The sequence below is a fragment of the Lentibacillus kimchii genome, from assembly GCF_042666895.1.
GTDB lineage: Bacteria > Bacillota > Bacilli > Bacillales > Amphibacillaceae > Lentibacillus > Lentibacillus kimchii.
The window spans coordinates 88,314-114,797 of sequence record NZ_JBHTGR010000004.1 but is presented as its reverse complement, the minus strand read 5'-3'; the positions used below and the strand labels follow the sequence as shown (position 1 = coordinate 114,797).

Sequence of the window (26,484 nt, the reverse complement as noted above, 5' to 3'; positions counted from 1 at the left end):
AAGAGGTGATACAATGCGCAATCAAGTAATTGCCGGAAATTGGAAAATGAATAAAGTCTTGTCAGAAGCTGAACAATTTGCTGATGGTGTGACAGGTCAGCTTCCGGATGCCGATGACGTAGAAGCTGTAGTGTGCGCGCCATTTCCATTTTTGCCAGCACTGGTCGAAAAAGCGAAGGGCAGCCATCTGAAGATTGGTGCTCAAAACATGCATTTTGAAGATAGTGGTGCGTTCACGGGGGAAGTCAGCCCGGCTATGCTGCAAGATCTTGGCATTACACATGTTGTAATCGGCCATTCGGAACGGCGTGAACACTTTGCGGAAACAGATGAAACGGTCAATAAAAAAGTGCATGCCGCTTTCGATCATGACCTAACACCTATTGTGTGTGTCGGGGAAACCCTTGAACAGCGTGAAGCTGATCAGACGACGAAACATATTGAACAGCAGATCAGGACAGGACTGCAGGGTTTAAGTGACGATCAGGTGGCCACCACCATTATTGCCTATGAGCCAATTTGGGCCATCGGAACAGGCAAGACTGCATCAAGTCAGGAAGCCAATGAGGTTTGCACCCACATCCGCGATATTGTTAAAGACGAGACGTCAGAAAATGTTGCTGAACAGGTTGTGATTCAATATGGGGGCAGTGTTAAAACGGCTAATATTGACGAGCTTTTGAGCCAGTCAGATATCGACGGCGCGCTTGTTGGTGGTGCCAGTCTGGATCCGGCATCTTTCTGTCAGCTTGTTGAGGCAGGCGTAAACAGGTAACAGTTTTCGCAGCACCGATTATCAATGAAAGCAGCGGACGTGGATGGACACGTTTGCTATAAAAACTAAAGGAGTGGTTCGATGCCCTACATTACAGATATCTATGCCCGTGAGGTTCTTGATTCCCGCGGCAATCCAACAGTAGAAGTGGAAGTCTTTACGGAGTCTGGTGCGTTTGGAGCTGCATTAGTGCCGAGCGGCGCTTCCACAGGTGTCTATGAAGCGGTGGAGCTGCGTGATGGTGATAAAAATCGCTACCTTGGCAAGGGTGTCGAGAAGGCAGTTGAAAATGTGAATGATGTCATTGCCCCTGAGTTGATTGGCGTTGATGTCACGCGTCAGAATATTATTGATCAGATGATGCGCGAGCTTGATGACACCGATAATAAAGGCAGTCTAGGTGCGAATGCCATCCTTGGTGTCTCGATCGCAGTTGCCCATGCGGCATCCAGTTATCTTGAATTGCCGCTGTATAATTATCTCGGCGGATTTAATGCAAAAACCTTGCCAACCCCAATGATGAACATACTAAACGGCGGTGAACACGCTGATAACAACGTTGATATTCAGGAATTTATGATTATGCCTGTTGCAGCACCGACGTTTAAAGAGGCACTGCGGACAGGGGCAGAGATCTTTCATGCCCTGAAGAAGGTTCTTTCTTCCAAAGGATATAACACCGGTGTCGGTGATGAAGGCGGTTTTGCACCGAATCTTGGATCAAATGAAGAAGCCCTGGGTACGATTGTCGAGGCTATTGAAGCAGCCGGCTATAAACCAGGTGACGAGGTTAAACTGGCGATGGACGTCGCTTCCTCAGAAATCTATGAGGACGGGAAATATCATCTTAAAAGTGAAGATGTCAGCCGCACAGCTGACGAAATGATTGACTGGTTCGTTGACCTGGTTGAGAAGTTCCCGATTATGTCAATCGAAGACGGTCTGGACCAGGATGACTGGGAAGGCCATAGACGTTTGACAGAACGCCTGGGTGATAAAGTTCAGCTCGTCGGTGATGATTTGTTTGTGACGAATACAGCCAAGCTTTCCTATGGGATTGAACAAGGCGTTGGCAACTCCATACTTGTTAAAGTCAATCAGATTGGAACGCTTACAGAGACATTTGATGCAATTGAAATGGCGAAGCGTGCTGGTTATACAGCGATTGTTTCCCATCGCTCCGGCGAAACGGAGGATGCTACAATTGCTGATATCGCGGTTGCCACGAACGCTGGACAAATTAAAACCGGTGCTCCGTCGCGGACAGACCGTGTAGCCAAATATAATCAGCTGCTGCGGATTGAAGATGAGCTGTCAGGCTTGGGTGAGTTTGCCGGCTTGGATGCTTTTTATAACCTACAAAAATAATCGCTGATCCAAAAGAGGCGGATAATGTCCGTCTCTTTTTTTATACAGTCTTTTTTGTTATAGAAAAATATTAAAATGGTTAACCGATTTCATATCATGTCGAAACATGATATAATGTCGAAATGTGCGATAGTATAAACTTGTTTGTTTCACAGCATGATTTGCATAAAGGGGTTTTTGAGAATGTCACCAGAACAAATTGGTTTTACGCTGTTATATCTTGGCGTCTTTTTACTTATTGGTAAATGGGTACGCGTTAAGGTTAAATGGACGCAGAACTTATTTTTACCTTCTTCGATTATCGGCGGATTCCTGGCATTAATATTTGGTCCGCAAGTATTAGGCCGGTTTTTGGGTATGTTTGTTGACGGCGATTCTTTTTTGACGAACGGACTCATACCTGAACAAGTCATTGATGTCTGGTCCAATCTGCCCGGCCTTATGATTAATGTTGTATTTGCGTCGCTGTTTCTCGGCACTACGATACCAGGCTTTAAGAAAATTTGGCGTTTGGCCGGGGCACAGCTTTCTTTTGGCTGGACGATGGGCTGGGGTCAGTATGTACTGGGTATTCTGCTGGCCGTGCTTGTACTGGGGCCTGTATTCGGGCTTCCGCCGATGACCGGGGCTTTAATTGAAATAGCCTTTGAAGGCGGTCATGGGACAGCAGCTGGCATGAGCGGTACATTCGAGGAATTTGGTTTTGATGAAGCCTATGACCTGTCTATTGGTTTAGCAACCGTTGGTCTTCTTTCCGGTGTTGTTTTTGGTATTATTCTGATTAATTGGGCTGTCAGAAGGAATAAGACAAATGTGGTTAAAAATGTCGAAGGTTTCTCGGATTTGCGTAAACGCGGTATTATGGAATTTCAGAACAGAGACCCGGCAGCTAACATGACCGTCAGAACAGAATCGATCGAACCACTTTCGCTCCATTTTGCGCTTGTTGGTCTGGCCATTTTAGTTGGCTATCTGATACTGCAATTTCTGATCTGGTTCGAAAGTGTTACCTGGGGTGCAGCGACGGGTTCAGAATTTATGACGTATATTCCGCTGTTTCCTTTAGCCATGATAGGCGGCATTATCGTTCAGATCGTTTTCAGTAAAGTTGACCAGAATAATATATTAGACAGACCTATGATTACCCGCATTCAGGGATTTGCTCTGGATATACTGGTTGTGACGGCTATTGGTACGATTTCACTTGATGTGATTGGTGAGCATATTATTCCATTCCTGCTGATAGCAGCTTTAGGGATTAGTTGGAATCTATTCGGTGTGCTCGTGCTAGCGCCGCGTATTATTCCATCCTATTGGTTTGAACGTGCTATAGGTGATTTCGGTCAGTCCATGGGGGTTACGGCAACAGGGCTGCTCCTGATGCGTGTTGTTGATCCGGAAAATGATTCGCCGGCATTTGAAAGCTTTGGCTACAAACAGCTGATTTTTGAACCGCTTCTTGGCGGAGGACTCGTGACATCGCTGTCGGTACCATTGATTTTTGAATTCGGCCCGATTCTATTTCTTATCATCTCCGCTATCATGTGCCTGCTGGGCTTATTGGTTGGACTGCTGTATTTTGGCAGAAAGAAAAGCTGAGCCTGAATAGGTTTTATATAACATTAACGTAAAAAAGTCCTTTCATTTCTTGGTAAGAGGTGAAAGGACTTTTTTATAATCATTATTCTGCACAGGACAAAATCATGAGCGAATAGCCTGATTGCAGGTATGCTGAATTCATGAAGGAGGATTTTGTGGCGCAGAAAATGATAGTTTTTGGAGATTTTGGTATAGACGACACAGTGGCCTTAATCTATAGCCATTTTGATGACATGATTGACGTTGTCGGAGTCGTTGCTAATTATGGAAATGTATCAAGAGACAAAGCAATGGCCAATGCCAGTTACATGCAGCAACGATATAATATGGATCAATCTGTTGACGTTATATTGGGTGCAAACATACCGATGACAGGTGAAAAACCTGCTTCACTTTCCGAAATTCATGGGGAATATGGACTGGGGCCGATTAAACCGCCTCACGCGGGAGAGGAGGCCGTGACTGAAAACTTTTTTGATGTTGTGGAATTAATCAGGCGTTATCAGGATGAACATTTAATTATTGTTAATATTGGGCGGCTAACCTCGCTGGCTGCGATGTTCATCTTATATCCTGAGGAAATGAAAAAAATTCAAGCGTTTTATTTTATGGGCGGGGCTTTTTGGGTGCCAGGGAATGTTACAGCTGTTTCGGAAGCGAATTTTCATGGTGATCCCATTGCTGCCAGGCTTGTTTTAAACCAAGCGGAAAATGTGACGATTGTTCCGTTGGATGCGACAAGACAGGCGATTGTTACACCGCAAATGGTTGACGATATTGATCGTGCGGGTCAGGCAGAAATCATCAAACCACTGCTGGATTATTACTATGATTTTTATAAACAGCGCGATCCATGGATACTTGGAGCACCGCAGCATGATGTGGCGACTGTCATGGCGACTGTCTATAAAACTATGTTCACGTTTCGCTACTTGCCGGTTAAAATTGTCGAAAATGATCAGGGCGTTGACAGGGGGCAAAGTATAGCTGACATTAGGCCATACGTCGATGTTATAGAAAAAGAAGCCAAAGAGGAAAAACACTACCGAATAGCTTTGGATATTGACTATTGGCAATTTTATCATCAGTTTATGGCTATTATGACTGGAGAACGTTTTAGATAAATGGCATAATAAAGGGAGACCAAGCGAGGTGATCCCAATCAATACGTTGACAGCTATTCAATCGCGCAGATCCATTCCCAATTTTAAAAATGAAGACGTCCAGCGGAATATATTACAGGCTATTTTCACATATGGATCTTACGCACCCACACATTATATGAAAGAACCGTGGCGCATCAAACTATATGAAAAAAAGGGCACCAGAAAGCTGGTGGAAGCGATTATTGCAAGCTATCAGCATCTCGGCATGCTGAAATCGGCTGATGCTGATCCAGCTGCACAAAAAATGACGGACTCGATGAGGCGGTTTTTGCTGAAAATCCCACATCATGCGGTGATTTATTTTCCGCGGGAAACGGATCCTGCGCGGTATGACGAGGCATATGCCAGTGTCTGTACATTTATTCAGAATGCTCAGCTTGCCGCCTGGGAATATGGGGTCGGTATGCTCTGGACGAATCCGCCGTATATGTATGATCAGGCATTTTATACTGATATTGGGCTCGATTATAAGACGGATAAAATCGTGGCTGTGATGCAAATAGGTTACCCTGCGAAGATACCGCTTTTTAAGGGAAGAACGCCCATAGCTGATAAAATGACGTTTATAACAGAGGAATAAAGCAGAAAACAGCAGGGAGGTTTGTTGCTGATAAGCGCAGATGGGCCTGCTTATAAAAACGAAGCTGGGACAAAACGACAATCTGCCCGCGGAAGGTTTGTTCCGGAAACGTTTATTCCAGTGGTTCGGATTCTTGTCCCAGCTTCGTTCAGCTATTATTCCGTTTTATCCTTAATAAATTCGATAACTTCTTCAGCCGTCCCCATTGATAACAGGTTGTCCTTATAAGAGGTCATTGTTTCTTTGGACAAGCCGCGGATCTGTGTCCGCGCTGGCAAGATGGATGTCGGGCTCATGCTGAATTCATCAAGACCCAGACCAAGCAGCGCTGGGATGGCCGTTGCGTCACCAGCCATTTCACCGCACATGCCAACCCATTTGCCTTCTGCGTGGGCTGCGTCAATCACATTGCTGAGCAGATTTAAAATAGCCGGATGATAAGGCTGATATAAATACGAGACACGTTCGTTCATGCGATCAGCAGCCATTGTATATTGAATCATATCATTCGTTCCGATACTGAAAAAGTCAACTTCTTTAGCAAATTGCTTAGCGATAACAGCTGTTGATGGTATTTCGACCATAATGCCGACTTCAATATCGTCAGCCACTGTTTGGCCTTCATCTTTCAGATTTTGCTCCTCCTCAAGAAGGATCGCTTTAGCATCACGGAATTCTTCCAATGTAGCAATCATAGGAAACATGATTCTTAAATGACCATAAGAACTGGCGCGCAGAAGGGCTCTGAGCTGTGTCCGGAAAATAGACTGATTCTCCAGGCAGAAACGAATGGCCCGGAAACCTAGAAATGGATTCATTTCCTCAGGCAAATCCAAATAACTCAATTCTTTATCGCCGCCGATATCCAGTGTACGGACAACAACCGGCTTATCGCCCATTTTTTCCAGCACATCTTTATAAGCTTCATACTGTTCTTCTTCTGTCGGCAATTGGTTTTTACCCATGTATAAAAATTCTGTGCGGTATAAACCAACGCCTTCACCGCCATGCTCCAGAACATTGTCAGCTTCCTCAGGTGTTCCGATGTTGGCAGCCAGGTCGACTTGTTGATTGTCAGCTGTCAGCGTGCTTTCATTTTTTAGCTTAGCCCATTCTTCTTGTTGACGTTCAAAATCCGCCTGTTTCTTTTTATAGGTGTCTATTTCCTCATCAGTCGGATTCACAATGACGTTGCCGGCCATGCCATCAACAATAACGATATCTCCTTGTTTAACGGCGCCAGTCACTTCTTTTGTGCCCACGACAGCCGGGATTTCAAGTGATCGGGACATAATCGCCGAATGAGATGTACGCCCGCCGACGTCTGTAGCAAAGCCCTGGACAAATTTTCGGTTCAGCTGGGCAGTATCTGATGGTGTTAAATCGCTGGCAATCACAATAACTTCCTCATCAATTAATGCGGGATCCGGGAATGTTACTTCCAGCAAATGAGCCATGACGCGCTTGGTGACGTCCTGAATATCAGCTGCCCGCTCACGCATATATGCGTTATCCATATTTTTAAATATCTCGACAAAGCTATTGGTTGTCTCATCCAGTGCCGTTTCGGCGTCGACTTGTTCATTTGTGATTTTATCTTTAATCGGGGTTATCATCTCGGGATCATCCAGGATGAGTAAATGAGCCGAGAAAATTTCCGCGTGTTCCTCACCCATTGTCTGCCGGGTGTGTTCACGGATTTTTTCCAGTTCGTCTTTAGCTGTAGCCAGTGCATTTTCCAGCCGTTTAATTTCCTCGCTGGGGTCATTGATTGACCGTTTTTCATAGGTCAGATCTGGCGTCACAAGTTCATATGCTTTTGCTATTGCTACGCCATTTGATGCCGCAATTCCTTCAATCATTGTATGTGACCTACCCTTCGATATAATATAGTCCAGCTAGTATTTTACACGGTCAGGCACCCGCGAATCAACCATTCGTCCTTGCAAAGCGGGGCAGTTAAATGGCATATTTAACATAAGATAAACTTGCGATGATTCAGTCAGTTGTGCTAGACTAATAATAGGTATTGACGTATTAATGTTAGGGGTGCATATTGAGGATGGAGGCTTTAGTTCATATACTGCTATTGATCGATGCTATTGTTATGATCGTTTTAATTTTATTGCAATCAGGCAAAAGTGCAGGACTTTCCGGTGCCATATCCGGAGGAGCTGAGCAGCTTTTCGGTAAACAAAAGGCGCGGGGAGCGGATTACTTTCTGCACCGGACAACGATTGTTGCCGGTGTTCTGTTTTTCCTGCTGGCCTTTTTGAGCGGCTATATCCTTCAATGATAAAAGGAAGCTGATTTTCTTCGGATAAAACACAGCTTTAACCGGAAACCCTTATCGCAGTGTGTGATGAGGGTTTAATTATTGTAAATGTGTGATACTAAGGGTGTATTATATAAGACCGAAACCGCAGAAGGAGATGACATAAGCTATGAAAATTAAACTGCCAGAACCATTTACGTTTGAAGCCGGCCCCCGCGCAGTATTGCTATTGCATGGTTTCACCGGACATTCTGCAGATGTGCGGATGCTCGGGCGCTTTTTGGAAAAGAAAGGCTATACGAGTCATGCCCCCATTTACAGGGGTCATGGGAAAGCGCCTGAAGAACTGGTGAAAGCGAATGCGGATGAATGGTGGGAAGATGTTGTAAATGCCTTTAATCATCTGAAGGAATTAGGATACAATGAAATAGCCGTTGCCGGGCTGTCACTCGGCGGTGTGCTTGGCTTAAAGCTGGCGTATTCGGAACAGGTTAAAGGAATTGTTTCAATGTGTGCACCCATGTTTTTTGATAATGAGGAAGAATTGACACAAGGCTTTCGTTTTAAGGCCAAGCAATTTAAAGAGCTGGAAGGCAAGGATACCGATATCATTGAACAGGAAGTACAGGAACTTATCGATGATTCGCGTGATATGTTTTCGGATCTGGCGGACTTGGTAAAAGAAGTGAGCAGCCAGGTCGGTTTGATCGATGTTCCAGCGTTTGTCGCACAGGCGGGACAGGATGAAATGATCAACACAGACAGTGCATCTTATATTTATAACAATCTTAAATCTGAGCAGAAAGACATCAAATGGTATGAAGCGTCCAGTCATGTCATCACGATGGGCCAGGAAAAAGAACAGTTATTTGAAGATATTTATCAATTTTTAGAGACACTTGATTGGCAAACATGATTATAAAATGTCTAAGACGTGAATAATACGTTATAGAAAGAAGGTGAGACAATGAGTGAGACAATGCAGGAGCGTTTGCGTGACTATTTTAATAACCACAATGATAAACCGCTTGCTGTGCATGAACTGGAAGAAGCTTTAAATTTACAGAGTTCGGTGGATTTTAAGGAGCTGGTTAAGGCTCTGAATAGTCTGGAAGAGGCGGGTGAGCTTGTTCGAACCCGTAAAAATCGTTTCGGGCTTCCGGAAAAAATGAATCTTATCCGCGGCCGCCTCCAAATGCACGCCAAAGGATTTGCGTTTTTAATACCGGACGATGACGCCCATTCAGATATTTATATTCATCATTCAGATCTGGCTTCTGCTATGAATAATGATTTGGTTATGGTTCGGATTGAAAAATGGAACAGAGACGCTGGCAACAGACCTGAAGGAACCGTTATCCGCATTCTGGAACGAGCGACACATCAAATTGTTGGAACATTTGAAGACAATCAGTCGTTTGGTTTTGTGATTGCTGATGACAAACGTATTCCAAATGATATTTTTATTCCAAAAGATAGGACAGGCGGTGCCGTGAGCGGCCATAAGGTTATTGTCCATATCACGAAATTTCCGGAAGGCCAAATGAGTGCTGAAGGGGAAATTATCCACATACTCGGTCATAAAAATGATCCGGGGATCGATATCATATCAATTATCCATAAGCATGGCATCCAAGTCGATTTTCCTGACGAAGTGCTTGATCAGGCGGCTCATACCCCGGAAGATATTAAACCTGCTGATTTAGAGGGGCGCCGTGACCTAAGAGATGAACAGATCGTTACGATCGACGGGGCGGATGCAAAAGACTTGGATGATGCTGTTTCGGTTAAGCAATTGCCGAACGGCCATTATAAATTAGGCGTTTATATCGCTGATGTAAGTTATTATGTTGATGAAAATTCGCCGATAGATCAGGAGGCTTTTGAACGCGGGACCAGTGTCTATCTGGTTGACCGGGTGATTCCCATGATCCCGCACCGCCTCTCAAATGGCATTTGCTCGTTGAATCCGAATGTGGACAGGCTGACACTCGGGTGCGAAATGGAGATCAACGCGAAAGGCCAAGTGGTGAACCAGGAAATCTTTCCGAGCGTGATTCGGTCAAGTGAACGTATGACCTATCACGATGTTAACAGTATTCTGGCTGAACAGGATGCGGAATTGCGTGAACGCTATAAGCCGCTTGTTCCGATGTTTGAAGCGATGGAAAAATTGGCCGGTATACTGCGCACAAAACGTATGAACCGCGGTGCTATTGACTTTGATTTTAAAGAGGCTGAAGTGCTTGTCGATGATACCGGCAAACCGGAGGATGTCGTGTTGCGCGAACGCTCGATTGCTGAGCGGCTGATTGAGGAATTCATGCTGGCGGCGAACGAAACCATTGCTGAACATTTCCATTGGATGGGTGTTCCGTTTTTGCACCGCATTCATGAGGAACCGGATGAAAGCAAACTGCAGCATTTTTTCGATTTTATAGCGGGTCTTGGCTATACGGTTAAGGGAACGGCTAATGAGATTCATCCGGCAGCTTTGCAGAAAGTGATTGAGGAAGTTAAAGGCAAACCGGAGGAAATGATTATTTCCAAATTAATGCTGCGCTCAATGCAGCAGGCAAAATATGACCCGCAAAGCATCGGTCATTTTGGACTGGCCGCCGATTTTTACACACATTTCACATCGCCAATTCGCCGTTATCCGGACTTGACAGTTCATCGGCTGATCCGAACCTATTTGATTAATAAGCAGATGGGCCAGAAAACCATCTCGCATTGGCAGGATCGGATGCCGGAAATTGCTAAGCATTCGTCAGAAAAAGAACGGACGGCGGTTGATGCTGAACGGGAAACAGACGATCTGAAAAAGACCGAATTTATGCAGGATAAAATTGGCGAGGAATATACAGGGGTTATCAGTTCTATCACGAGTTTTGGTTTATTTGTTGAGCTGGAAAATACAATTGAAGGACTGGTGCATGTCAGCTATCTGACCGATGACTATTATCACTATGATGACCGCAATCATGCGATGATCGGTGAGCGCACCGGAAATATGTACAAAATCGGCGAGGAAGTTGATGTGCGTGTCGCCAAAGTTGATACGGATGAACGTGTTATTGATTTTGAACTTGTCGAAACGAAACAGCCTGATAAGAAACCCAGGAAAAAAATCAAGGCAAAAAAAGTTAAAAAGTAAACAGGCTCGGATAGCGAATCGCATTTTTCGGATGTGTGCTGATCAGCTTATAGGTCAGCACTTTTTCTGTTTGAAAAGGATGCGGGACAAACACGCTTTTCTATGTTATACATAGCTTATGCGTGTTTTGCGTATTTGGGCGATACGGATAATGTTACGCCAGTCTATTAACGAAAGAGGGTTACAACGATGCATTCACGAAAATTGGAAGCTATACCTCTCATCCTAATAGGTATTAGTTGCTTGTTACTATTTGGCGTTGTGGCATGGGGCGTTTATTTTGATACGAGCTGGTTAACATCTTTTGATATGTCCTGGATTGAGCGGATTCAGGGAATTGTCTCTGAAGGTAAAACGGCTTTTATCACGCAGATAACCCAGCTTGGCAATATCAGACTGATTATCGCGCTGACTGTTGTTATGGTTATCGTCCTGTTTTATAAACGCCATTATGCAGAAGGATTATGGTTAGGCGGCACAATACTTGTGTGTGCAGCCATTATCGGAAAGATTCTGAAAGTCATATTTGATCGGGACCGGCCGCAATTTTTACAGCTGGTTGACAAGACTGCCGAGAGTTTTCCCAGTGGGCACAGTTTGGCTGCTACGATTTTTTACGGACTAATCGGTCTGGTGATTGTTCTTACTGTAAGACAAACCTGGAAGAAACTTGCTGCCGGATTACTAACATTGGCATGGATTGTCTTTTTGTTAATCACGCGTATCTATTTGGGTGCTCATTTTCCCTCTGACGTTTTAGCTGGTTTTCTATATGGAATGGCTGTTGTGTTTATATCCGTTGGCGTTTATTTGCCAGCTCTGCAGCCGTTGCGCAATCTTCTGCAAAAGGTGAATGTGCATGATAAAAGTAAGCTATTTGTCAGAGAAAGAAAACGTCAGTCGTGATCTGCCTGCTTAAAGACATCAAGAGAATGAAAGAGGAGGACTTTGCCCAGGGACATTATCCCATCCGTTGCATAGACTGATATAAATACGTATGTAAAGGATGATGGAAAATGCTTCAGTCGGCACTGCCGGTTGCTATACAAACCATGGTTATGCAAGAGCAGGGGACAACAATTTATTATCCGCAGGTTTTTGGTTTGCCCAACAGTCAGGCGCAGCAGTCTATTAATCAAGCAATCTTTGATATGGCACATGTTTTAAGACAGCAGCAATACAATCAGCAAAATACGGATGCTTTTACAGAAATGATCGGAACCTTTGAAATTAAAACGAATCAACGGCATGTTCTAAGTCTGACACTGACTAATTATGCCATCGCTTATCAGCATGCTAATGGACTTAGTCTGATGGCATCATTGACGTTTGATACACATACTGGTAAAAGCTTCAGCCTTCAGGACCTGTTTAAGCCGGGCAGCCATTACACCACGGTTCTTTCTCAAAATGTGCAAAGGCAAATTGACAAACGAGATATACCGCTGTTGCATGGTTTTCCAGGAATAGCTCCTAATCAGATGTTCTATATAGCGGATAAAGCGCTTGTTTTGTATTTTCAGCCTTATGAGATCACCCCGGGCTATATTGGGGCACCCATGTTTCCGGTATCTGTTTATGATGTGCAGAATCTTGTTGAGGAGAATGGACCGTTCGGACGCATGGCAGGCACTGGTTAGAGAGAACAGCAATTCTGTGTGTTGCCTTTTACTGCCAAAAACGGAGAAAACTGCGAATAAGCAGTGACTTCTCCGTTTTTTATGGTTATGATTCTTCATAGTTCATTTAAAAGGGCATATGTGTTTCAGCTGGTTTTGTTTCAACGATAATCTCGCCATTGCGGATGGAGTAAAGCACTGGTGCCTGTGTCCGGATTGCTTCATATTCGGAGTCTGTATCAATAACGATTAAATTGGCCTGATGACCTTCTTCTACACCATAATCCTTCTCGATGCCGAGTGTTTTCGCGCCGTTAACCGTTACTAAATTAAGTGCTGTGACGATATTATCATAATCGGTCATATGACAGGCATGCAGTCCAGTGTCGACCACACTCATCATATCGCCGTCGCCCAGCGGGTACCAGGGGTCTTTAATGGAGTCAAGTCCGAAAGAAACATTAATGTTTTCTTCAAGCATGTCTCTGACACGTGTGACGCCGCGCTCGACAGGAAAGCTGTCAAACCGTCCCTGTAAATGCAGATTGGCTTTCGGCAATGCAATAAAACTCATACCAGTTTTTTTCAGTGTCTGGAAAAGTTTATAGGTGTATGCGTTGCTGTAAGTAGCCATGGCTGCTGTATGACTTGCTGTGACGCGGGATCCCATATTTCGTTTCAGGGCTTCACCAGCCAGCACTTCCACATACCTGGACTGGTCATCGTCAATTTCATCACAGTGAATGTCAACAAGTTTATCGTATTCCTGCGCCAGGTCGAGAATTTTATGAATGGAATGGACACCATCTTCGCGTGTCAGCTCATAATGCGGGATGCCACCGACGACATCTGCCCCCATTTCGAGTGCCTGGATAAGCAGTGATTCACCGTCAGGTTTTGTGTAGAGACCTTCTTGTGGAAGAGCGACAACTTGGATAGCCATATAGGGTTTGACTTCTTCTCTTAGTTCAAGCAGGGCTTTTAATCCTGTTAAATTGGGATCACTCACATCAGCATGTGTACGGACATACTGGACGCCGTGTTTCATTTGCATTCTGACTGCTTGTCTGGCTCGTTTTTTAATGTCATCCTTTGTTTCCTGCACCAGCTGCTTTCTTTCAGACCAAATTTCAATCCCTTCAAAAACGGAGCCGGTTTTGTTCCATCTTGGTGTTCCAGCTGTCAGGACATAGTCAAGATGGATATGTGGTTCGACATAAGGAGGGAGCACCATTTTTCCCTCAAGATCAAGCGTATGGCTGTCACTTGCCTGGGTATTGTCATCAGATTCTGTAATTGCTTGTATGCGGTCTTCCTGGACAGCGATATCCCATTTGCCTTTTCGTCCATAGATTTTAGCATTCGTTAACAACATTTTCCTCAATCCTCCTCTGTTTGCAAGCTTGTTAGCTCATGTAACTGGCTGATAACACCTTTATTGGCTGAATGTTACACGTTTTATCTTAGCATATTTACTTACGGGTAAAAATACAAGCTCGTTTAAACAATGCCTGATGGGGGAATGCTTTCAAAATCACAGAAGGCTCTTGTATGCAGCCATTTTGTTTTCGCTGCTGTATTTCTGATCTAGTTTTTCTTTTTAGCCATTATGGTCTACCAAAAGACATTGTTCAGCATGAACTAACGGTAGCTGCGAGTTTATGTTAAAAGTGTTTACTTCCACAGGGAAATATATTATAATGACTAAAAGTTGCACGAAGGAAACTTTATATCAGATGTGAAATTTTTTTAAATAAACACATTTTTTAGGAGGGTGAACGAATGAATGAGGGGATAACGATTCAGAATTTACATGTGTCCTATTCCGGCAAGGAAGTTCTTAAGAATGTCAGTTTCTCATTTAAAACGGGCAATCTAATTGGCATCCTTGGACCGAACGGGGCTGGCAAGTCAACACTGATGAAGGCCATTCTTGGATTGATACCGCATGATCGAGGGAGTGTTTCAATCGGTGACCGGCCTCTGAAGGAGATGCGCAAGCAGATTGCCTATGTTCCGCAGCGCTCCAATATCGACTGGGATTTCCCAATTATTGTGAAAGATACTGTATTACTGGGCACATACCCAAAACTTGGCTTATTTCACAGACCGAAGAAGTCCGATAAAGATTGGGCTATAACGTGTCTGGAAAAGGTCGGCATGGAAGAATTTGCTAACTCGCAAATTGGCGAATTGTCAGGCGGACAGCAGCAACGGGTGTTTCTTGCACGTGCGTTAGCGCAGAATGCCGATTATTTCTTTCTTGATGAACCTTTTGTGGGGATTGATGCTGGAAGCGAAGAAGTCATTATCAACATGCTGAGAGACTTGCAGCAGCAGGGTAAGACTATCTTTGTTGTGCACCATGACTTGTCCAAAGTGAAGGAGTATTTTGACGAACTGATTCTTATCAATAAAGAACTGTACGGTGCCGGTCCTGTTCAGACGGTGTTCCAGGCGAAAAATATGGAAAAGGCTTATGGAATGCCATTTACTATGGCTGGAAGTATGGGAGGTGGCATGTAATGGATTTTATCCAGGATCTATTAGACTACGAGTTTTTGCGCCGGGCCTTTATCACATCTGTCATCGTTGGCATTATATGTGGCATTGTTGGAAGTTTTATCGTCCTGCGCGGTATGGCTTTGATGGGTGATGCGATTTCCCACGCGGTTCTTCCTGGTGTTGCTATCTCGTATATGATGGGCATTAACTATTTTTATGGTGCTGTTGTTGTCGGCATTTTAGCGGCGCTGGGTATTGGTGTTATTGATCAGAACAGTCGTGTTAAAAGTGATGCCTCCATCGGTATTGTCTTCTCAACGGCTCTTGCACTGGGGATCGTCCTGATCACAGTTGCCAAAAGTGCTACTAATCTTGAACAGATCTTGTTTGGTAACGTACTCGCCGTAAGACCGTCCGATATGTGGCTGACAATTGTCATCGGTATTATCGTACTGGTGTCAGTGTTTCTTTTCTATAAAGAACTGCTTATATCCAGTTTTGATGAGACGATGGCTGCAGCATATGGATTGAAAACACGTCTGATTCATTACGGTATTATGGTGCTTTTGACGCTTGTAACCGTTGCCTCACTCAGGACTGTCGGTGTCATTCTTGTTGTGGCGATGCTTATTACACCGGCGTCAACAGCCTATCTGTTAACCAACAAATTATCAAAGATGATTGGTCTGGCAGCATTTTTTGGTGCACTTTCATCGGTCATCGGGCTATATATCAGCAATATGACTGATCTGCCTTCGGGACCTATTATCGCTATGGCTACAGCTGGCCTATTTCTTCTGGCATTTTTGTTTGCCCCTAAACAGGGTATTGTCTGGCGTAAGCTGCGCGCCAATAGACGACGTGCAAGTCTTGGCAACTAATTAAACGTATTTTGACAGTGATTAATGAGGAGTGATTTTTATAATGAAGAAATTTATATTGGCAGCCGTCGTCCTCCTGAGTATGTTGCTGCTGGCTGCCTGTGGAGGAGAAAAAGCATCAGAAAGCGGGGCAGAAAAGGGTGATGATGATAAGCTGCAGGTGATTGCCTCATTCACCATTCTTAAGGATATGGTTGAACAAATTGGAGGCGATCATGTTGACGTTCACAATCTCGTGCCAACGGGAACAGACCCGCACGAATATGAGCCGCTTCCTGAGGATATTAAAAACGCAACAGATGCTGATCTTTTGCTGTATAATGGTATGAATCTTGAGGGTGGAGAAGACGGCTGGTTTTTTAAAATGATCGACGCCGTTGGACAGGACGAATCGAATGTGTTTGCTGCCTCAGAAGGTGTTGAGCCAATGTATATCGGAGGCGGTGAACATGATAAAGAACAAAATCCGCACGATTTTATTGATCCGGATAATGGCATTAAGATGGCAGAAAATGTACGTGATGCGCTGATTGCAGTTGACCCTGACCGAGAGGATGTGTATCAGAAACAAGGCGATGATTATATCGACCGGCTTCAAAAAATTGAACAGGATTACGGTGAAAAACTAGGCGACATTCCTGCTGAAGATCGTATCCTCGTGACAAGTGAGCGGGCCTATCAGTATTTAGCAGATCATTACAACATGAAGGAAGGTTTTGTTTACGAAATTGATACAGAGGAAAACGGTACACCGGAGCAGATCAAAGACCTCGTATCCTTTATTGAAAAGAACGATCCACCTGCCTTATTTGTGGAGTCAAATGTGGATGAAAGACCAATGGAAACGGTATCTGATGAGTCCGGCGCACCTATCTATGATAAACCTATCTACTCTGATGAAATCGGTGAACAGGGTGAAGAAGTTGATACCTACGTTAAGTATCTGAATTATAATCTTGATATCCTTCATGATGGGCTGTCCCGCTAAAATAAAAGCCTCCTTTGCCTGCTGGCAGACAAAGGAGGCTTTTATTTTTTAGAGAGATGGCTGGCAGTCAGAGATTTGAATTGGCTTAGTAAGCGATATCTGTTAAAATAAATCGCATGGTTATTGGAATAAGTGAGTGTATTCCAGCCCGATGGCTGTCCATCTGGGATATGCATTTTCAAATGAATCCGGAGCTCTGCTGCCGGTTTTTTATTTTGGCATATGTCGTCTGCCCAGCAAAGCCTTGGACAAGTGTGAACCGTATAGCCATTGGAAGTGTACACATTGGAAGCATATAGCCATTATATAATGGCCTAAAGGAGTATACGATCAAGCATGAAAAAAACGTTAGTGTTAGCATCAGTTATATTCAGTATATTATTGCTGACTGCCTGCGGGGACCGAGAAGACAGTGATTCAGAAAAGAGTGCTGATAATAAGCTGCAGGTGGTCACGTCATTCACCGTTCTAAAGGATATGGCAGAGCAAATTGGCGGTGATTATGTCGAGGTTCATAATCTTGTGCCAACCGGAACGGAGCCACACGACTATGAACCAGTTCCTGAAGACAATAAACAGGCAGCAGATGCTGATGTGCTTCTGTATAATGGATTGAATCTGGAAGGCGGCGAAGATGGCTGGTTTTTCAAAATGATCGACGCCGTTGGGCAGGATGAATCTCATGTTTTCTCCGCTTCAAAAGGTATTGAACCGCTATATATTGGCGGCGGTGATCATAAAACAGAACAAAACCCGCACGATTTTATTGATCCGGACAATGGTCTAAAAATGGCTGCCAATATCCGCGATGCTTTGATTGAAGCTGATCCCGACCGGGAAGATGCGTACAAACAACAGGGTGATGAGTTTATGGATCGTTTGAAAGAGGTCGAACAGGATTATGATCAAAAATTAGGGAACATCCCAGAGGAAGATCGTATTCTTGTTACAAGTGAGCGATCTTATCAATATTTAGCGGATCATTACGGTTTCAAAGAAGGCTATCTGTATGAAATCGACACACAGGAAAATGGCACACCGGAGCAAATAAAAGACCTTGTAGCCTTCATTGAAAAAAATGCGCCGCCTGCCTTGTTTGTCGAATCAAATCACGATAAAAGACCAATGAAAACAGTGTCCAATGAATCCGGTGTGCCGATCTATGATAAACCCATTTACTCGGGTGAAATCGGTGCACAGGGTGAAGAGGCCGATACTTACATTAAGTATTTAAATTATAATCTCGACGTTATTTATACTGGTCTGACCGATAACTGATGTTGTTCCGGTCTAAATCCAGAAGAGATCGCTTATAGCAACGTGATGAGCAGCATAGTCAGTTGGCATTGAGATGCATTTCTGTTAGAATAAGCTGGACTGAAGCAGTAGGAGGACGTATGTATGCCAAAAGGAAATGGGAAGACGCTTGCGCAAAATAAAAAAGCGCGGCATGAGTTTTCGGTAGAAGAAACATATGAAGCCGGTCTTGTACTGCAGGGCACCGAGATTAAATCAATCCGTGCCGGCCGGATTAATCTGAAGGACTCGCATGCCCGGATTGACCGTCACGGTGAAGTGCAATTAATTAATATGCATATTGCACCGTATGAACAGGGGAATCAGTTTAATCATGATCCGACACGTTCGCGAAAACTGCTGCTGCACCGCAGTGAAATTGTTAAGCTGTCCGGTTTAATCCAGCAAAAAGGCTATGCGCTTGTACCGTTAAAGGTTTATATCAAAAATGGTGTGGCTAAGGCTCTGATAGGTCTTGGTAAAGGGAAAAAGAAACATGACAAACGAGAAGACATGAAGCGCAGGCAGATGAAGCGTGATGCTGAACGTGCTGTGAAAGAGAACATGCGCTGAGTATTGCGGCTGGTTTCTTGACTTTTAACAGATGTTTGTTATAATAAATTTTGTCGTGATAAAAACAATTGAATAGAGTTCATTCTTACTGATCGTATTTGTCATCCTTTTTACATGGGGACGTTACGGATTCGACAGGGATAGATTGAGCTCGGACTGCGCGTCGAGGTTACGGCTCGTAAAACGTTACTCGTTAAATTTAAACGACGAAGATAATCAAGAACCAGCTCTAGCAGCTGCCTAAGCACTGACTGGAGCGATCCTTCCTGCTGTCGCCCGCGTGGCAGATTGAAGGGTCTCAAATGAAGCGGGCTATTCCGCTGTCCCCCGTCTGAGGACAGCGGCAGAACCCAATCAGACTAGCTGCTGGGAAGCCCGTTGACAGGCTGAACAGTCAGCGAATGATAATATGTCAGCTATGCGTGTAGATGTCCGAGTGGCGATATCTCTGGACGCGGGTTCGATTCCCGCCGTCTCCACTACATATGTGGAGAACACCCCGCTTTTGCGGGGCTTTTATTTTTCTGGTAACATTATTGGTAACATGTTATTTCAAAGTATTGATCCGGAATAACTTCGCGGACATATGAACGATAAAAAAGCACCTCCTATTCCAATTTAGGAGGTGCTTTTTTAGGTGAGGGTGCGTTTAAAGTCGATCACAGCAATACTGACACGTTTTGTTGATAACGAAGACGTCTTCTTATCTTACAACAAAAGTGGGGTGGGATGTTACGACAGGAGATACATTTGTAGAGGTTGAATACGACTATTTTAATGGTGAGCATTTGATTCCTATCCATGGCGAGCAAGGTGAAAGGATTTACTTTGATGTAGAACATCATTCTGGCAACAGTGGCAGCCATGGCCTATCGCTTCATGATGATAATGGCAATTTAATAGGGATGAATAAAGAAAGTAATGATGTATTAAGCACGGCTTTTGAAGAGACGACGACAAACTATATTGTGGTTCGAGCTATAAATGGCAAGCATGGAAGATTCCGAGTGAATTGGTGGAAAGGGGGGGGGAGGCGAATTCTGATTGAAATCCAGTTTATTTACATCCCTGTTCCTTTTTAGGTTAGTCCCTTTCGCTGCACGGTGTGATGTCAGCGTTATACCCCTTTGCCTTTAGCAGGAAGTGTTTTTATGTGGCAGACAAATACGCTTCCTGCTTTCCAGTTTGCCAGCAGTATAAGGGAGCATTAAAGGACATAGCCGTAAACACAAATAAAGTGGAATAGGCTGCCAAGCAAGATGAATATATGGAATATTTCATGAAAACCCATATATTTAAAAGATAAAAAAGAGGGCTTTAGCCAATAAATAAAGGCCCCAATTGTATAAAAGATACCTCCAATGATGAGCATTAGCATGCCGCCGTCGCCGAGAATTGGCCAAAGCGTGGAACTGAAGAAAACAATCAGCCAGCCCATTGCAACATACAGTGCGGTTGATAGTAACCGCGGTGCGTGGAACCAGACCAGTTTAAAGATAATCCCTGCTGCAGCCAAGCCTGTGATGATGGCAAACAGCACCCATCCTATGGTGCCGTTCAGGCTGATCAGACAGAGGGGCGTATAGGTGCCCGCAATCAGCACGAAAATCATCGAGTGGTCAATTCGCTGCAGAAAATGAATAATGTGATCTTTTGCAACGACCATGTGAAATGTCGCTGAGGCACTGTATAACAGAATCAGACTAATACCGAATATGGTCACGGCCATTACCGCGAGGGTGGAGTTCGATGCTGTGGTGGACGCTTTAACAATCAAAGCAATGAGTCCCGCGACTGATAAAATAGCACCAGCTAAGTGAGTCAAGGCGTTCACGGGCTCACGGATAGAAAAGGGCATTTATGTAATATCCTCACAATCATACATAGTTTTCAAAACGATATAAACATAATATATGCTTATCGCTAAGGCGTCAATGATTTACTTTGAGCAAACCCTGACGTATAATTAATTTGGAAACAATAAACAAGTAGAGGTCTTTGCGATGGAAAATATGAAAGAATTAGCTGAAAGTCTTCATTTAAACCATTATTTGCGTCCGGATGATATACCAGACCTGAATTTGTATATGGATCAAGTCATTCAGTTATTTGAACGTCAATTTGACAATACAACCCGCTATCCGGACGATAAAGTTCTCACAAAAACCATGATTAATAATTACGCCAAGGGGAAGTTATTTTTCCCGGTGGAAAACAAAAAATACACCAAAGAACATCTGCTTCTGATCAGCATGATTTATCAGATGAAAGGAGCTTTGTCGATCAGTGATGTGAAGACAGCTCTGAACCAGCTTAATTATAAAGTGACCGATGAGGGGTTTGACTTACAACAGTTTTATGAGCAGTATTTGCAGCTGCTTGATGATAACGTTAATAAATTTTCTGAAGCTATACAGGATCAGCAGCAGGAAGTCAGCCAGACGCTTGATAAAGCCGAAGGTCCTGACAGAGCGTATTTGGAGCAGCTTTTGTTGATTGCTGTATTTACAGCGATGAGCAATTATTATCGCAGAGCTGCTGAAAAGCTTGTTGACGACCTCGCAACAGATATGAGTAACCTAAAGGAAGGAAGATAGGGCTGTGAAACTAAGTATATTAGATCAATCACCAATTGCATCCGGAAAAACGCCGCAGGAAGCGCTGCAGGCATCAGCAGACCTTGCCGTACTGGCTGACAGGCTAGGCTACACGCGTTATTGGATCGCCGAGCATCATGATATGGCCGGACTTGCCTGCCCTAACCCGGATGTAATGCTGGGCATGGTAGGAGCCCGGACCAGCCAGATTCGGATTGGTGCAGGTGCTGTCCTGCTGCCGCATTATAAGCCGTTTCGTGTGGCTGAAACGTATAATTTGCTGGCAACCTTATACCCCGGCAGAATCGACTTAGGGATCGGGCGTGCTCCTGGAGGATCTGCTGAAGCATCGCAGGCGCTGTCAGGAAACTTTCTGCAAAACGTCCGGGATGTTCCAGAGAAAATTGATGAACTGCAGAATTTCTTGCATAGCAGTTTCGATAAGGATGCAATGTATGCCAGGGTTAAGCCAACACCTGTTCCATCCGTTGAGCCAAAACCGTGGATGCTTGGTACAAGTGATAAAAGTGCCATTGCTGCTGCCGAAAAGGGGCTTCCTTATGTATTTGGTCAGTTCATGGGTGCTCAGGATGGTCCTGCTATCACCAAAACGTATAAAGATAAGTTCAGGGAGCAGCATCCTGAGCAGACACCGGAAACTATTGTGACTGTTGCCGTTGTATGTGCAGATACAACTGAAGAAGCACATGATCTGGCATTGAGCAACCAATTGTGGCGTATCAAAGGTGATAAAGGCGAGGGAGACGGAAAAATTCCTGAGGTTCATGAGGCTAAATCTTATACGTATACGGATGACGAAAAAGACACAATTCAGACTATGGCGGACAAGACGATCATAGGCAATCCACAAGAAGTCAAGCAGCAGCTGAACGAACTGCAGTCAATCTATCAGGTTGATGAATGGATGATTGTTACGATTACGCACAGTTATGAAGCACGGGCAAAATCGTACGAACTGATTGCTCGTGAAATGCTCTGAGTCACATGAAAAGCTCTTATGTATAAGCATAATTCTGATTCCGTTTCTGTATAAAATCAGTGTGTTATGACAGGTTATTATAATAGCGTTCGACCAGATTATAGATGGACACCAGTTCGTATAGCATAATCACATCAGGCGGAAAACGGTTTGGCGTCTGTTTGCTTTTTGCCATATCTTCACTGTCCGCCCAAAAAATATCTGTCAATTGATTCAAATACCCTTTATGAACCGCTTCATCATAAGTGATCCGTTGCTTGAGCGAGCGGGCAAGGCTGTAAGCAGCATCTAGAATGATTCGCTGTTCGCTTGCCGTGAATTTTGTATTTTTAAAAACAGAGTAATTCAAGTTGCCAATATGATAATGAATTTGCTGCAGGCGAATAAGTTGATATTGCAGGCGCTGGAATTCCGTTTTTTCTTTTCCGACAAGCGGATGGTATCTGGTTTCTTCTCTTTGAAACCGCGCCAGTGTTTCTGTTTGCTGAATTGTGTCCGCCAGCTGATCGTAAAGTTCCTGTTCAATAGTATCATCCTGATTATCCTGACGGAAAATGCCTGCAAATGACTTTTCAATTGTAACGGCTGTTGTATGTTCGATGGCACGCAGTTTTTTTGTAATCGCTTTTGTATAATCCGGCGGAAGCACAAATAAGTTGACGACGGTCGAGACAATCAGACCAACTGTTGTCGTCCCCAGCCGGATAAAAAAGGCCACAAGGATGTTCGTATGAATCACTTCAACCATAGCAACGGATGTTAAGGTGGCAACGAAAAGTCCGGTGTGCAGTTTCAGCCGGACACATGTCGCTATTGTAAATACAGCTGCCAGTGTATAAGTGATAGGCGAATTGCCGAACAACGATATAAAGAGGACGGCATAGGCCGATCCAATAGCAGAAGCCGGAAAACGAATCAGTCCTTTTTGAATTGAATTCGTGACTGTGGGCTCAAGCGTTACAATGGCTGTAATAACAGCGAAAACTGGCGGCCAGTCCAATAGCACACAAATCCATGCCGTTATAAAGATGGATAAGCCTGTTTTAACAATGCGGTTACCTACAAGTTTAAAATGTTTAAACACTTTCATGTTGGGTTTGCTCCTTATAAAGGTATTATTTCAAGTTCCTTGTTAATTTGCAACTATTTTTGTAAATAACTTATGTTTTGTTCCATTCCTATTCATTCCCCGTACAAAATGGCCAGATTATATTAGTCTATGGCCAATAGACTTTTAATATGGGCAGATAATGCGTTTTGAAATACAATTGTAATCTCTCTATAATATGTGTGTTATCTTCATCTGTTATAGTGGGATTTAACTTAAACTGCTTATATCATATAGACAGCATAGAGAGTCGTTACTGCAACACATACATAAAGCATTTACGTATTACATACGGGGAGTGAAGAACGAAAGATGAAAAAATTTATTGGAACAGCTATTACGGCTGGTGCTCTATTAGTTGGCAGTGTCTCTTGGACGGCCGATGTACATGCAGAACAATTACAGGACGTAAAAAACGAACAGGCTCAGGTGCAGGATAACCTGTCAGATACCGAATCAGACATCGCAAACGTTATGCAGAAGCTGGACAAATTAACTGATAGAATTAAATCGACCAGCGAAGCGCAGGATAAAAATAAACAAAAAATGAAGGAAACGAAAGCGAAAATATCCGAAACAGAAGATGATATAGATAGGATTAATGATGATGTATCGGCACTTAAAGACAAGATAGCGAAACGGAAAAAGGTTTTGAGTGATCGACTGGTTTCACTTCAGGAAAACGGCGGGGACATAAGCTATCTGCAAGTTATTTTTGGCTCGAAAAATTTTCAAGATATGATTAACCGCTTGTCTGCCGTTTCCAAGATTGCTGACTCTGATAAAGAAATGATGGAGCGGCAGGAGACAGATAAGGCAGAATTACAGGAGAACAAAGATGCTAAAAAAGAAGAACTTTCAGATCTTAAAGATATGAAAGTTGAAATCAAAGGTATGAGTGAAACCATTGAGGCTCAAAAAGAGCAAAATGAAAACGACAAAGAAAAACTGAAGAAGAAGAAAGAACATTTAAACAGCATGAAAAACGATCTGGAAAATAAAGATGAAAGCCTTGCTGCTGTTGAAAAAGAACTGACGGATCATTCCAATAGCTCAGACGTATCCGGCGGTACCGACAATTCAAATCAATCCGCTGCATCAGCTTCATCATCAAAGGCGTCTTCTTCTGATGCAGGTACGTCACACACGGCAAATCAGACGAGCGGCAGCACGGTCAGTTCCGCCATCCAAGCTGGGTATTCACAAACAGGCACACCATATGTAACAGCTGGAAAGGGACCTAGCGGTTTTGATTGCTCTGGATTCGTATCGTGGGCATACGGCCAAGCTGGTGTATCGCTTCCATCCAGCACGGCAGCTTTGCAGAGTGTTGGATCAAAAGTATCTCTCAGCAATGCTCAGCGGGGAGACCTCGTGTTTTTTGATACGTATAAAACAAATGGCCATGTCGGCATTTACTTGGGCAATAATAAATTCCTTGGGGCACAAAGCAGCGGTGGTGTAGGTGTTGCTAATATGAATAATTCATATTGGGAAAACCACTTCAAAGGCCATGTACGCAGTGTACAATAATGACGACAACCGATTCGCTTGATAAATAAGAAGCTCATCCCTTAGTGGATGAGCTTCTTATTTATGATGTCTGACATAATGGGCATAAACCATAAATTTCAAATATGTGTCCTTCAATGACATAACACTCTAAGCTTTTTTGGATACCGTCCATCGGGCATATAGTCACTTCTTTTGTTTTTCCGCAATTCTTGCAAATAAAGTGGTGATGGTGAGAATTATCACTGACATAGCTATCATTCGTTTGGGATCCAGCCACATGTGTGGATTATAGTCGTGGTGGTGTCGGCAAAGGATTCCATACCACAGCCAAGATAAATGAAGGCATCACTATCTGCCATGGCCGTTAAATTCCCTATTGATGGCTCATAAAAAATGACGAAAGGTGACCAACAGATCAGGCCAAAGGTGAGTGAGTGTCTCAGGACTGTGCTTCAAACAAAAAACCGGCGAGATGCCGGTTTTGAATAAGTGCTTTTAAAATTTCTGGCCGTAATACTTGTTGAGCGAGAATCCGCGTCCTAATACTTCGGATGCATTTAGAAACACGACAAAGGCTGTTGGCTCTTTATCCTGCAGAAGCCCTTTGATTTTCACGGCTTCCTGCTGATCTGCCACACAAAGAATCATTGTCTGGTTCTGATTGGTGTAGCCCCCGATGGAACGCACCTTCGTCAGCCCGCGGTCAATTTGTTCGTGGATAATACGCTGGATGCTGGCTTCGTCTTCCGTGATGATCATCATCAGTTTTGTCGCAGACGTGCGCAGCTGAACAACATCAATCGTTTTGCCTGTAAGATAGATGCATATGAGTGCAAACAGGGTCAATTCAAGGTTGAATACGATGATTGAGGAAACCACAACCATGCCGTCCACAATCAATTGGGAATAGCCGCTTGATATCCCTGTAAATTTTTTGACAACCTGGGCAATTGAGGCTGTTCCGCCGGTTGATCCGCCGCCTTTAAATACAGTGCCCAGACCAGTGCCGAGAATGATAGCACCGTAAAGTGTTCCCAATACCGGATTGGTTACAGTATAAGGAAAATCGGCAGTTAAATAGATGATCAATGGCACCCAAAATGTACCGAGCAGGGCTTTCCAGCTGAAATCTTTCCCCAGCGTAATCCATCCAAGAATAAATATAGGAATATTAATTAAAAATTGGGACGTTGCGGGGCTTATATTATAGACCTCGTAAATAATGGTACTGACCCCTGATATACCGCCTGCCGCCAGTCGTGAGGGCAGGAGAAATAGATTATAAGCAATGCCCACCAGTGTAGCGCCAATGATCACCAGAGCATAGTCGCGAAGAACCTGTTTCGTCATAGTATGTAAATCCTTTCTGTAATAAATCGATAAGCGAGACATAATTATGGCTGTATCCTGAATCAAGCATTTTCAGCCTTTAGTACAAATAACCGCTATTATTTTAACGCAGTTTGCTGAGTCATGAAAGTA

Annotated in this window: 24 protein-coding genes, 1 other RNA gene and 1 pseudogene; 20 read left to right on the top strand and 6 right to left on the bottom strand. The window is 43.8% G+C overall.

Features of this window, described 5'->3' with window-relative positions:
- Window positions 1-13 precede the first annotated feature (13 nt).
- From tpiA to ACFQU8_RS02700, 5 genes are all read left to right on the top strand, one after another.
- Window positions 14-775: a triose-phosphate isomerase gene (tpiA, locus tag ACFQU8_RS02720; RefSeq protein WP_382357631.1), complete on the top strand. Its 762-nt coding sequence runs from the start codon at window positions 14-16 to the stop codon at window positions 773-775.
- 81 nt (window positions 776-856) lie between these two features.
- Complete coding sequence (eno, locus tag ACFQU8_RS02715; protein ID WP_382357630.1) at window positions 857-2,143, top strand: phosphopyruvate hydratase; 1,287 nt, start codon at window positions 857-859, stop codon at window positions 2,141-2,143.
- A gap of 183 nt (window positions 2,144-2,326) precedes the next feature.
- A complete protein-coding gene (locus ACFQU8_RS02710; RefSeq protein ID WP_382357629.1) occupies window positions 2,327-3,742 on the top strand; it encodes a sodium/glutamate symporter in 1,416 nt (471 codons plus the stop codon).
- 155 nt (window positions 3,743-3,897) lie between these two features.
- Complete coding sequence (locus tag ACFQU8_RS02705; RefSeq protein ID WP_382357628.1) at window positions 3,898-4,866, top strand: nucleoside hydrolase; 969 nt, start codon at window positions 3,898-3,900, stop codon at window positions 4,864-4,866.
- 28 nt (window positions 4,867-4,894) lie between these two features.
- On the top strand, window positions 4,895-5,488 hold the full coding sequence (locus ACFQU8_RS02700; RefSeq protein ID WP_382357627.1) for a nitroreductase family protein: 594 nt from the start codon (window positions 4,895-4,897) through the stop codon (window positions 5,486-5,488).
- A 155-nt stretch (window positions 5,489-5,643) separates the two neighbouring features.
- On the opposite strand, the gene ptsP is transcribed toward ACFQU8_RS02700, so the two are convergent.
- Window positions 5,644-7,350 (bottom strand): phosphoenolpyruvate--protein phosphotransferase, encoded by a 1,707-nt coding sequence (ptsP, locus tag ACFQU8_RS02695; RefSeq protein ID WP_382357626.1) that lies wholly within the window; start codon window positions 7,348-7,350, stop codon window positions 5,644-5,646.
- A 200-nt stretch (window positions 7,351-7,550) separates the two neighbouring features.
- On the opposite strand from ptsP, the gene secG reads away from it, so the two are divergent.
- The 5 genes from secG to ACFQU8_RS02670 all read left to right on the top strand — a co-directional run bounded on the left by secG (window position 7,551) and on the right by ACFQU8_RS02670 (window position 12,560).
- Window positions 7,551-7,784: a preprotein translocase subunit SecG gene (gene secG / locus ACFQU8_RS02690; RefSeq protein ID WP_382357625.1), complete on the top strand. Its 234-nt coding sequence runs from the start codon at window positions 7,551-7,553 to the stop codon at window positions 7,782-7,784.
- A gap of 148 nt (window positions 7,785-7,932) precedes the next feature.
- The gene (locus ACFQU8_RS02685; protein ID WP_382357624.1) at window positions 7,933-8,679 is read left to right on the top strand and encodes an alpha/beta hydrolase; all 747 of its coding nucleotides are present in this window, start codon (window positions 7,933-7,935) and stop codon (window positions 8,677-8,679) included.
- A 51-nt stretch (window positions 8,680-8,730) separates the two neighbouring features.
- Entirely contained in the window at window positions 8,731-10,920 is a 2,190-nt protein-coding gene (gene rnr, locus ACFQU8_RS02680; RefSeq protein WP_382357623.1) for a ribonuclease R, read from the top strand.
- A 189-nt stretch (window positions 10,921-11,109) separates the two neighbouring features.
- Window positions 11,110-11,826, top strand: a complete 717-nt coding sequence (locus ACFQU8_RS02675; RefSeq protein ID WP_382357622.1) for a phosphatase PAP2 family protein — start codon at window positions 11,110-11,112, stop codon at window positions 11,824-11,826.
- 110 nt (window positions 11,827-11,936) lie between these two features.
- Window positions 11,937-12,560, top strand: coding sequence for a DUF3298 and DUF4163 domain-containing protein (locus ACFQU8_RS02670; RefSeq protein ID WP_382357621.1), 624 nt, complete (start codon window positions 11,937-11,939; stop codon window positions 12,558-12,560).
- A gap of 106 nt (window positions 12,561-12,666) precedes the next feature.
- Here the strand turns inward: ACFQU8_RS02670 and codA are convergent, their stop codons facing one another.
- On the bottom strand, window positions 12,667-13,914 hold the full coding sequence (gene codA / locus ACFQU8_RS02665; protein ID WP_382357620.1) for a cytosine deaminase: 1,248 nt from the start codon (window positions 13,912-13,914) through the stop codon (window positions 12,667-12,669).
- Between the two features lie 407 nt (window positions 13,915-14,321).
- On the opposite strand from codA, the gene ACFQU8_RS02660 reads away from it, so the two are divergent.
- From ACFQU8_RS02660 to ACFQU8_RS02630, 7 genes are all read left to right on the top strand, one after another.
- Window positions 14,322-15,065 carry a metal ABC transporter ATP-binding protein gene (locus ACFQU8_RS02660; protein WP_382357619.1) on the top strand — a complete coding sequence of 248 codons (744 nt, stop codon included), beginning with the start codon at window positions 14,322-14,324 and terminating at the stop codon, window positions 15,063-15,065.
- Entirely contained in the window at window positions 15,065-15,925 is an 861-nt protein-coding gene (locus tag ACFQU8_RS02655) for a metal ABC transporter permease (protein ID WP_382357618.1), read from the top strand. The genes ACFQU8_RS02660 and ACFQU8_RS02655 overlap by 1 nt, the downstream gene beginning before the upstream one ends.
- Before the next feature lie 43 nt (window positions 15,926-15,968).
- Complete coding sequence (locus tag ACFQU8_RS02650) at window positions 15,969-16,913, top strand: metal ABC transporter solute-binding protein, Zn/Mn family (RefSeq protein WP_382357617.1); 945 nt, start codon at window positions 15,969-15,971, stop codon at window positions 16,911-16,913.
- Window positions 16,914-17,249: 336 nt separating this feature from the next.
- Entirely contained in the window at window positions 17,250-18,191 is a 942-nt protein-coding gene (locus tag ACFQU8_RS02645) for a metal ABC transporter solute-binding protein, Zn/Mn family (protein ID WP_382357616.1), read from the top strand.
- A 123-nt stretch (window positions 18,192-18,314) separates the two neighbouring features.
- Window positions 18,315-18,782: an SsrA-binding protein SmpB gene (gene smpB, locus ACFQU8_RS02640; RefSeq protein WP_382357615.1), complete on the top strand. Its 468-nt coding sequence runs from the start codon at window positions 18,315-18,317 to the stop codon at window positions 18,780-18,782.
- A gap of 116 nt (window positions 18,783-18,898) precedes the next feature.
- Window positions 18,899-19,264: a transfer-messenger RNA gene (ssrA, locus tag ACFQU8_RS02635) on the top strand.
- A 201-nt stretch (window positions 19,265-19,465) separates the two neighbouring features.
- Complete coding sequence (locus ACFQU8_RS02630) at window positions 19,466-19,864, top strand: hypothetical protein (protein ID WP_382357613.1); 399 nt, start codon at window positions 19,466-19,468, stop codon at window positions 19,862-19,864.
- Between the two features lie 125 nt (window positions 19,865-19,989).
- Here the strand turns inward: ACFQU8_RS02630 and trhA are convergent, their stop codons facing one another.
- A complete protein-coding gene (gene trhA, locus ACFQU8_RS02625) occupies window positions 19,990-20,640 on the bottom strand; it encodes a PAQR family membrane homeostasis protein TrhA (protein WP_382357612.1) in 651 nt (216 codons plus the stop codon).
- Between the two features lie 145 nt (window positions 20,641-20,785).
- Between trhA and ACFQU8_RS02620 the strand changes: the two genes are divergently transcribed.
- Together ACFQU8_RS02620 and ACFQU8_RS02615 are read left to right on the top strand one after the other, a co-directional pair.
- Complete coding sequence (locus ACFQU8_RS02620; RefSeq protein WP_382357611.1) at window positions 20,786-21,379, top strand: DUF1836 domain-containing protein; 594 nt, start codon at window positions 20,786-20,788, stop codon at window positions 21,377-21,379.
- Window positions 21,380-21,383: 4 nt separating this feature from the next.
- Complete coding sequence (locus ACFQU8_RS02615) at window positions 21,384-22,379, top strand: LLM class flavin-dependent oxidoreductase (RefSeq protein ID WP_382357610.1); 996 nt, start codon at window positions 21,384-21,386, stop codon at window positions 22,377-22,379.
- 64 nt (window positions 22,380-22,443) lie between these two features.
- Here the strand turns inward: ACFQU8_RS02615 and ACFQU8_RS02610 are convergent, their stop codons facing one another.
- A complete protein-coding gene (locus tag ACFQU8_RS02610; protein WP_382357609.1) occupies window positions 22,444-23,469 on the bottom strand; it encodes an FUSC family protein in 1,026 nt (341 codons plus the stop codon).
- A 330-nt stretch (window positions 23,470-23,799) separates the two neighbouring features.
- On the opposite strand from ACFQU8_RS02610, the gene ACFQU8_RS02605 reads away from it, so the two are divergent.
- Window positions 23,800-25,020, top strand: coding sequence for a C40 family peptidase (locus tag ACFQU8_RS02605; protein ID WP_382357608.1), 1,221 nt, complete (start codon window positions 23,800-23,802; stop codon window positions 25,018-25,020).
- Between the two features lie 61 nt (window positions 25,021-25,081).
- Here the strand turns inward: ACFQU8_RS02605 and ACFQU8_RS02600 are convergent.
- Window positions 25,082-25,240 (bottom strand): annotated as a pseudogene (locus ACFQU8_RS02600) (transcriptional repressor); the annotation flags it as partial.
- A 257-nt stretch (window positions 25,241-25,497) separates the two neighbouring features.
- Window positions 25,498-26,352 (bottom strand): YitT family protein, encoded by an 855-nt coding sequence (locus tag ACFQU8_RS02595; RefSeq protein WP_382357607.1) that lies wholly within the window; start codon window positions 26,350-26,352, stop codon window positions 25,498-25,500.
- Window positions 26,353-26,484 lie beyond the last annotated feature (132 nt).

Excerpts from the sequence above, each read along its gene's own strand:
- ACFQU8_RS02685 (WP_382357624.1), top strand. The coding sequence starts at position 7,933 with ATGAAAATTAAACTGCCAGAACCATTTACGTTTGAAGCCGGCCCCCGC.
- ACFQU8_RS02595 (WP_382357607.1), bottom strand. The coding sequence starts at position 26,352 with ATGACGAAACAGGTTCTTCGCGACTATGCTCTGGTGATCATTGGCGCT.
- eno (WP_382357630.1), top strand. The coding sequence starts at position 857 with ATGCCCTACATTACAGATATCTATGCCCGTGAGGTTCTTGATTCCCGC.
- secG (WP_382357625.1), top strand. The coding sequence starts at position 7,551 with ATGGAGGCTTTAGTTCATATACTGCTATTGATCGATGCTATTGTTATG.
- trhA (WP_382357612.1), bottom strand. The coding sequence starts at position 20,640 with ATGCCCTTTTCTATCCGTGAGCCCGTGAACGCCTTGACTCACTTAGCT.
- ACFQU8_RS02660 (WP_382357619.1), top strand. The coding sequence starts at position 14,322 with ATGAATGAGGGGATAACGATTCAGAATTTACATGTGTCCTATTCCGGC.
- ACFQU8_RS02655 (WP_382357618.1), top strand. The coding sequence starts at position 15,065 with ATGGATTTTATCCAGGATCTATTAGACTACGAGTTTTTGCGCCGGGCC.
- smpB (WP_382357615.1), top strand. The coding sequence starts at position 18,315 with ATGCCAAAAGGAAATGGGAAGACGCTTGCGCAAAATAAAAAAGCGCGG.
- ACFQU8_RS02610 (WP_382357609.1), bottom strand. The coding sequence starts at position 23,469 with ATGAAAGTGTTTAAACATTTTAAACTTGTAGGTAACCGCATTGTTAAA.
- tpiA (WP_382357631.1), top strand. The coding sequence starts at position 14 with ATGCGCAATCAAGTAATTGCCGGAAATTGGAAAATGAATAAAGTCTTG.
- ACFQU8_RS02605 (WP_382357608.1), top strand. The coding sequence starts at position 23,800 with ATGAAAAAATTTATTGGAACAGCTATTACGGCTGGTGCTCTATTAGTT.
- ACFQU8_RS02710 (WP_382357629.1), top strand. The coding sequence starts at position 2,327 with ATGTCACCAGAACAAATTGGTTTTACGCTGTTATATCTTGGCGTCTTT.
- ptsP (WP_382357626.1), bottom strand. The coding sequence starts at position 7,350 with ATGATTGAAGGAATTGCGGCATCAAATGGCGTAGCAATAGCAAAAGCA.
- ACFQU8_RS02645 (WP_382357616.1), top strand. The coding sequence starts at position 17,250 with ATGAAAAAAACGTTAGTGTTAGCATCAGTTATATTCAGTATATTATTG.
- ACFQU8_RS02670 (WP_382357621.1), top strand. The coding sequence starts at position 11,937 with ATGCTTCAGTCGGCACTGCCGGTTGCTATACAAACCATGGTTATGCAA.
- ACFQU8_RS02620 (WP_382357611.1), top strand. The coding sequence starts at position 20,786 with ATGGAAAATATGAAAGAATTAGCTGAAAGTCTTCATTTAAACCATTAT.
- ACFQU8_RS02650 (WP_382357617.1), top strand. The coding sequence starts at position 15,969 with ATGAAGAAATTTATATTGGCAGCCGTCGTCCTCCTGAGTATGTTGCTG.
- codA (WP_382357620.1), bottom strand. The coding sequence starts at position 13,914 with ATGTTGTTAACGAATGCTAAAATCTATGGACGAAAAGGCAAATGGGAT.
- ACFQU8_RS02675 (WP_382357622.1), top strand. The coding sequence starts at position 11,110 with ATGCATTCACGAAAATTGGAAGCTATACCTCTCATCCTAATAGGTATT.
- rnr (WP_382357623.1), top strand. The coding sequence starts at position 8,731 with ATGAGTGAGACAATGCAGGAGCGTTTGCGTGACTATTTTAATAACCAC.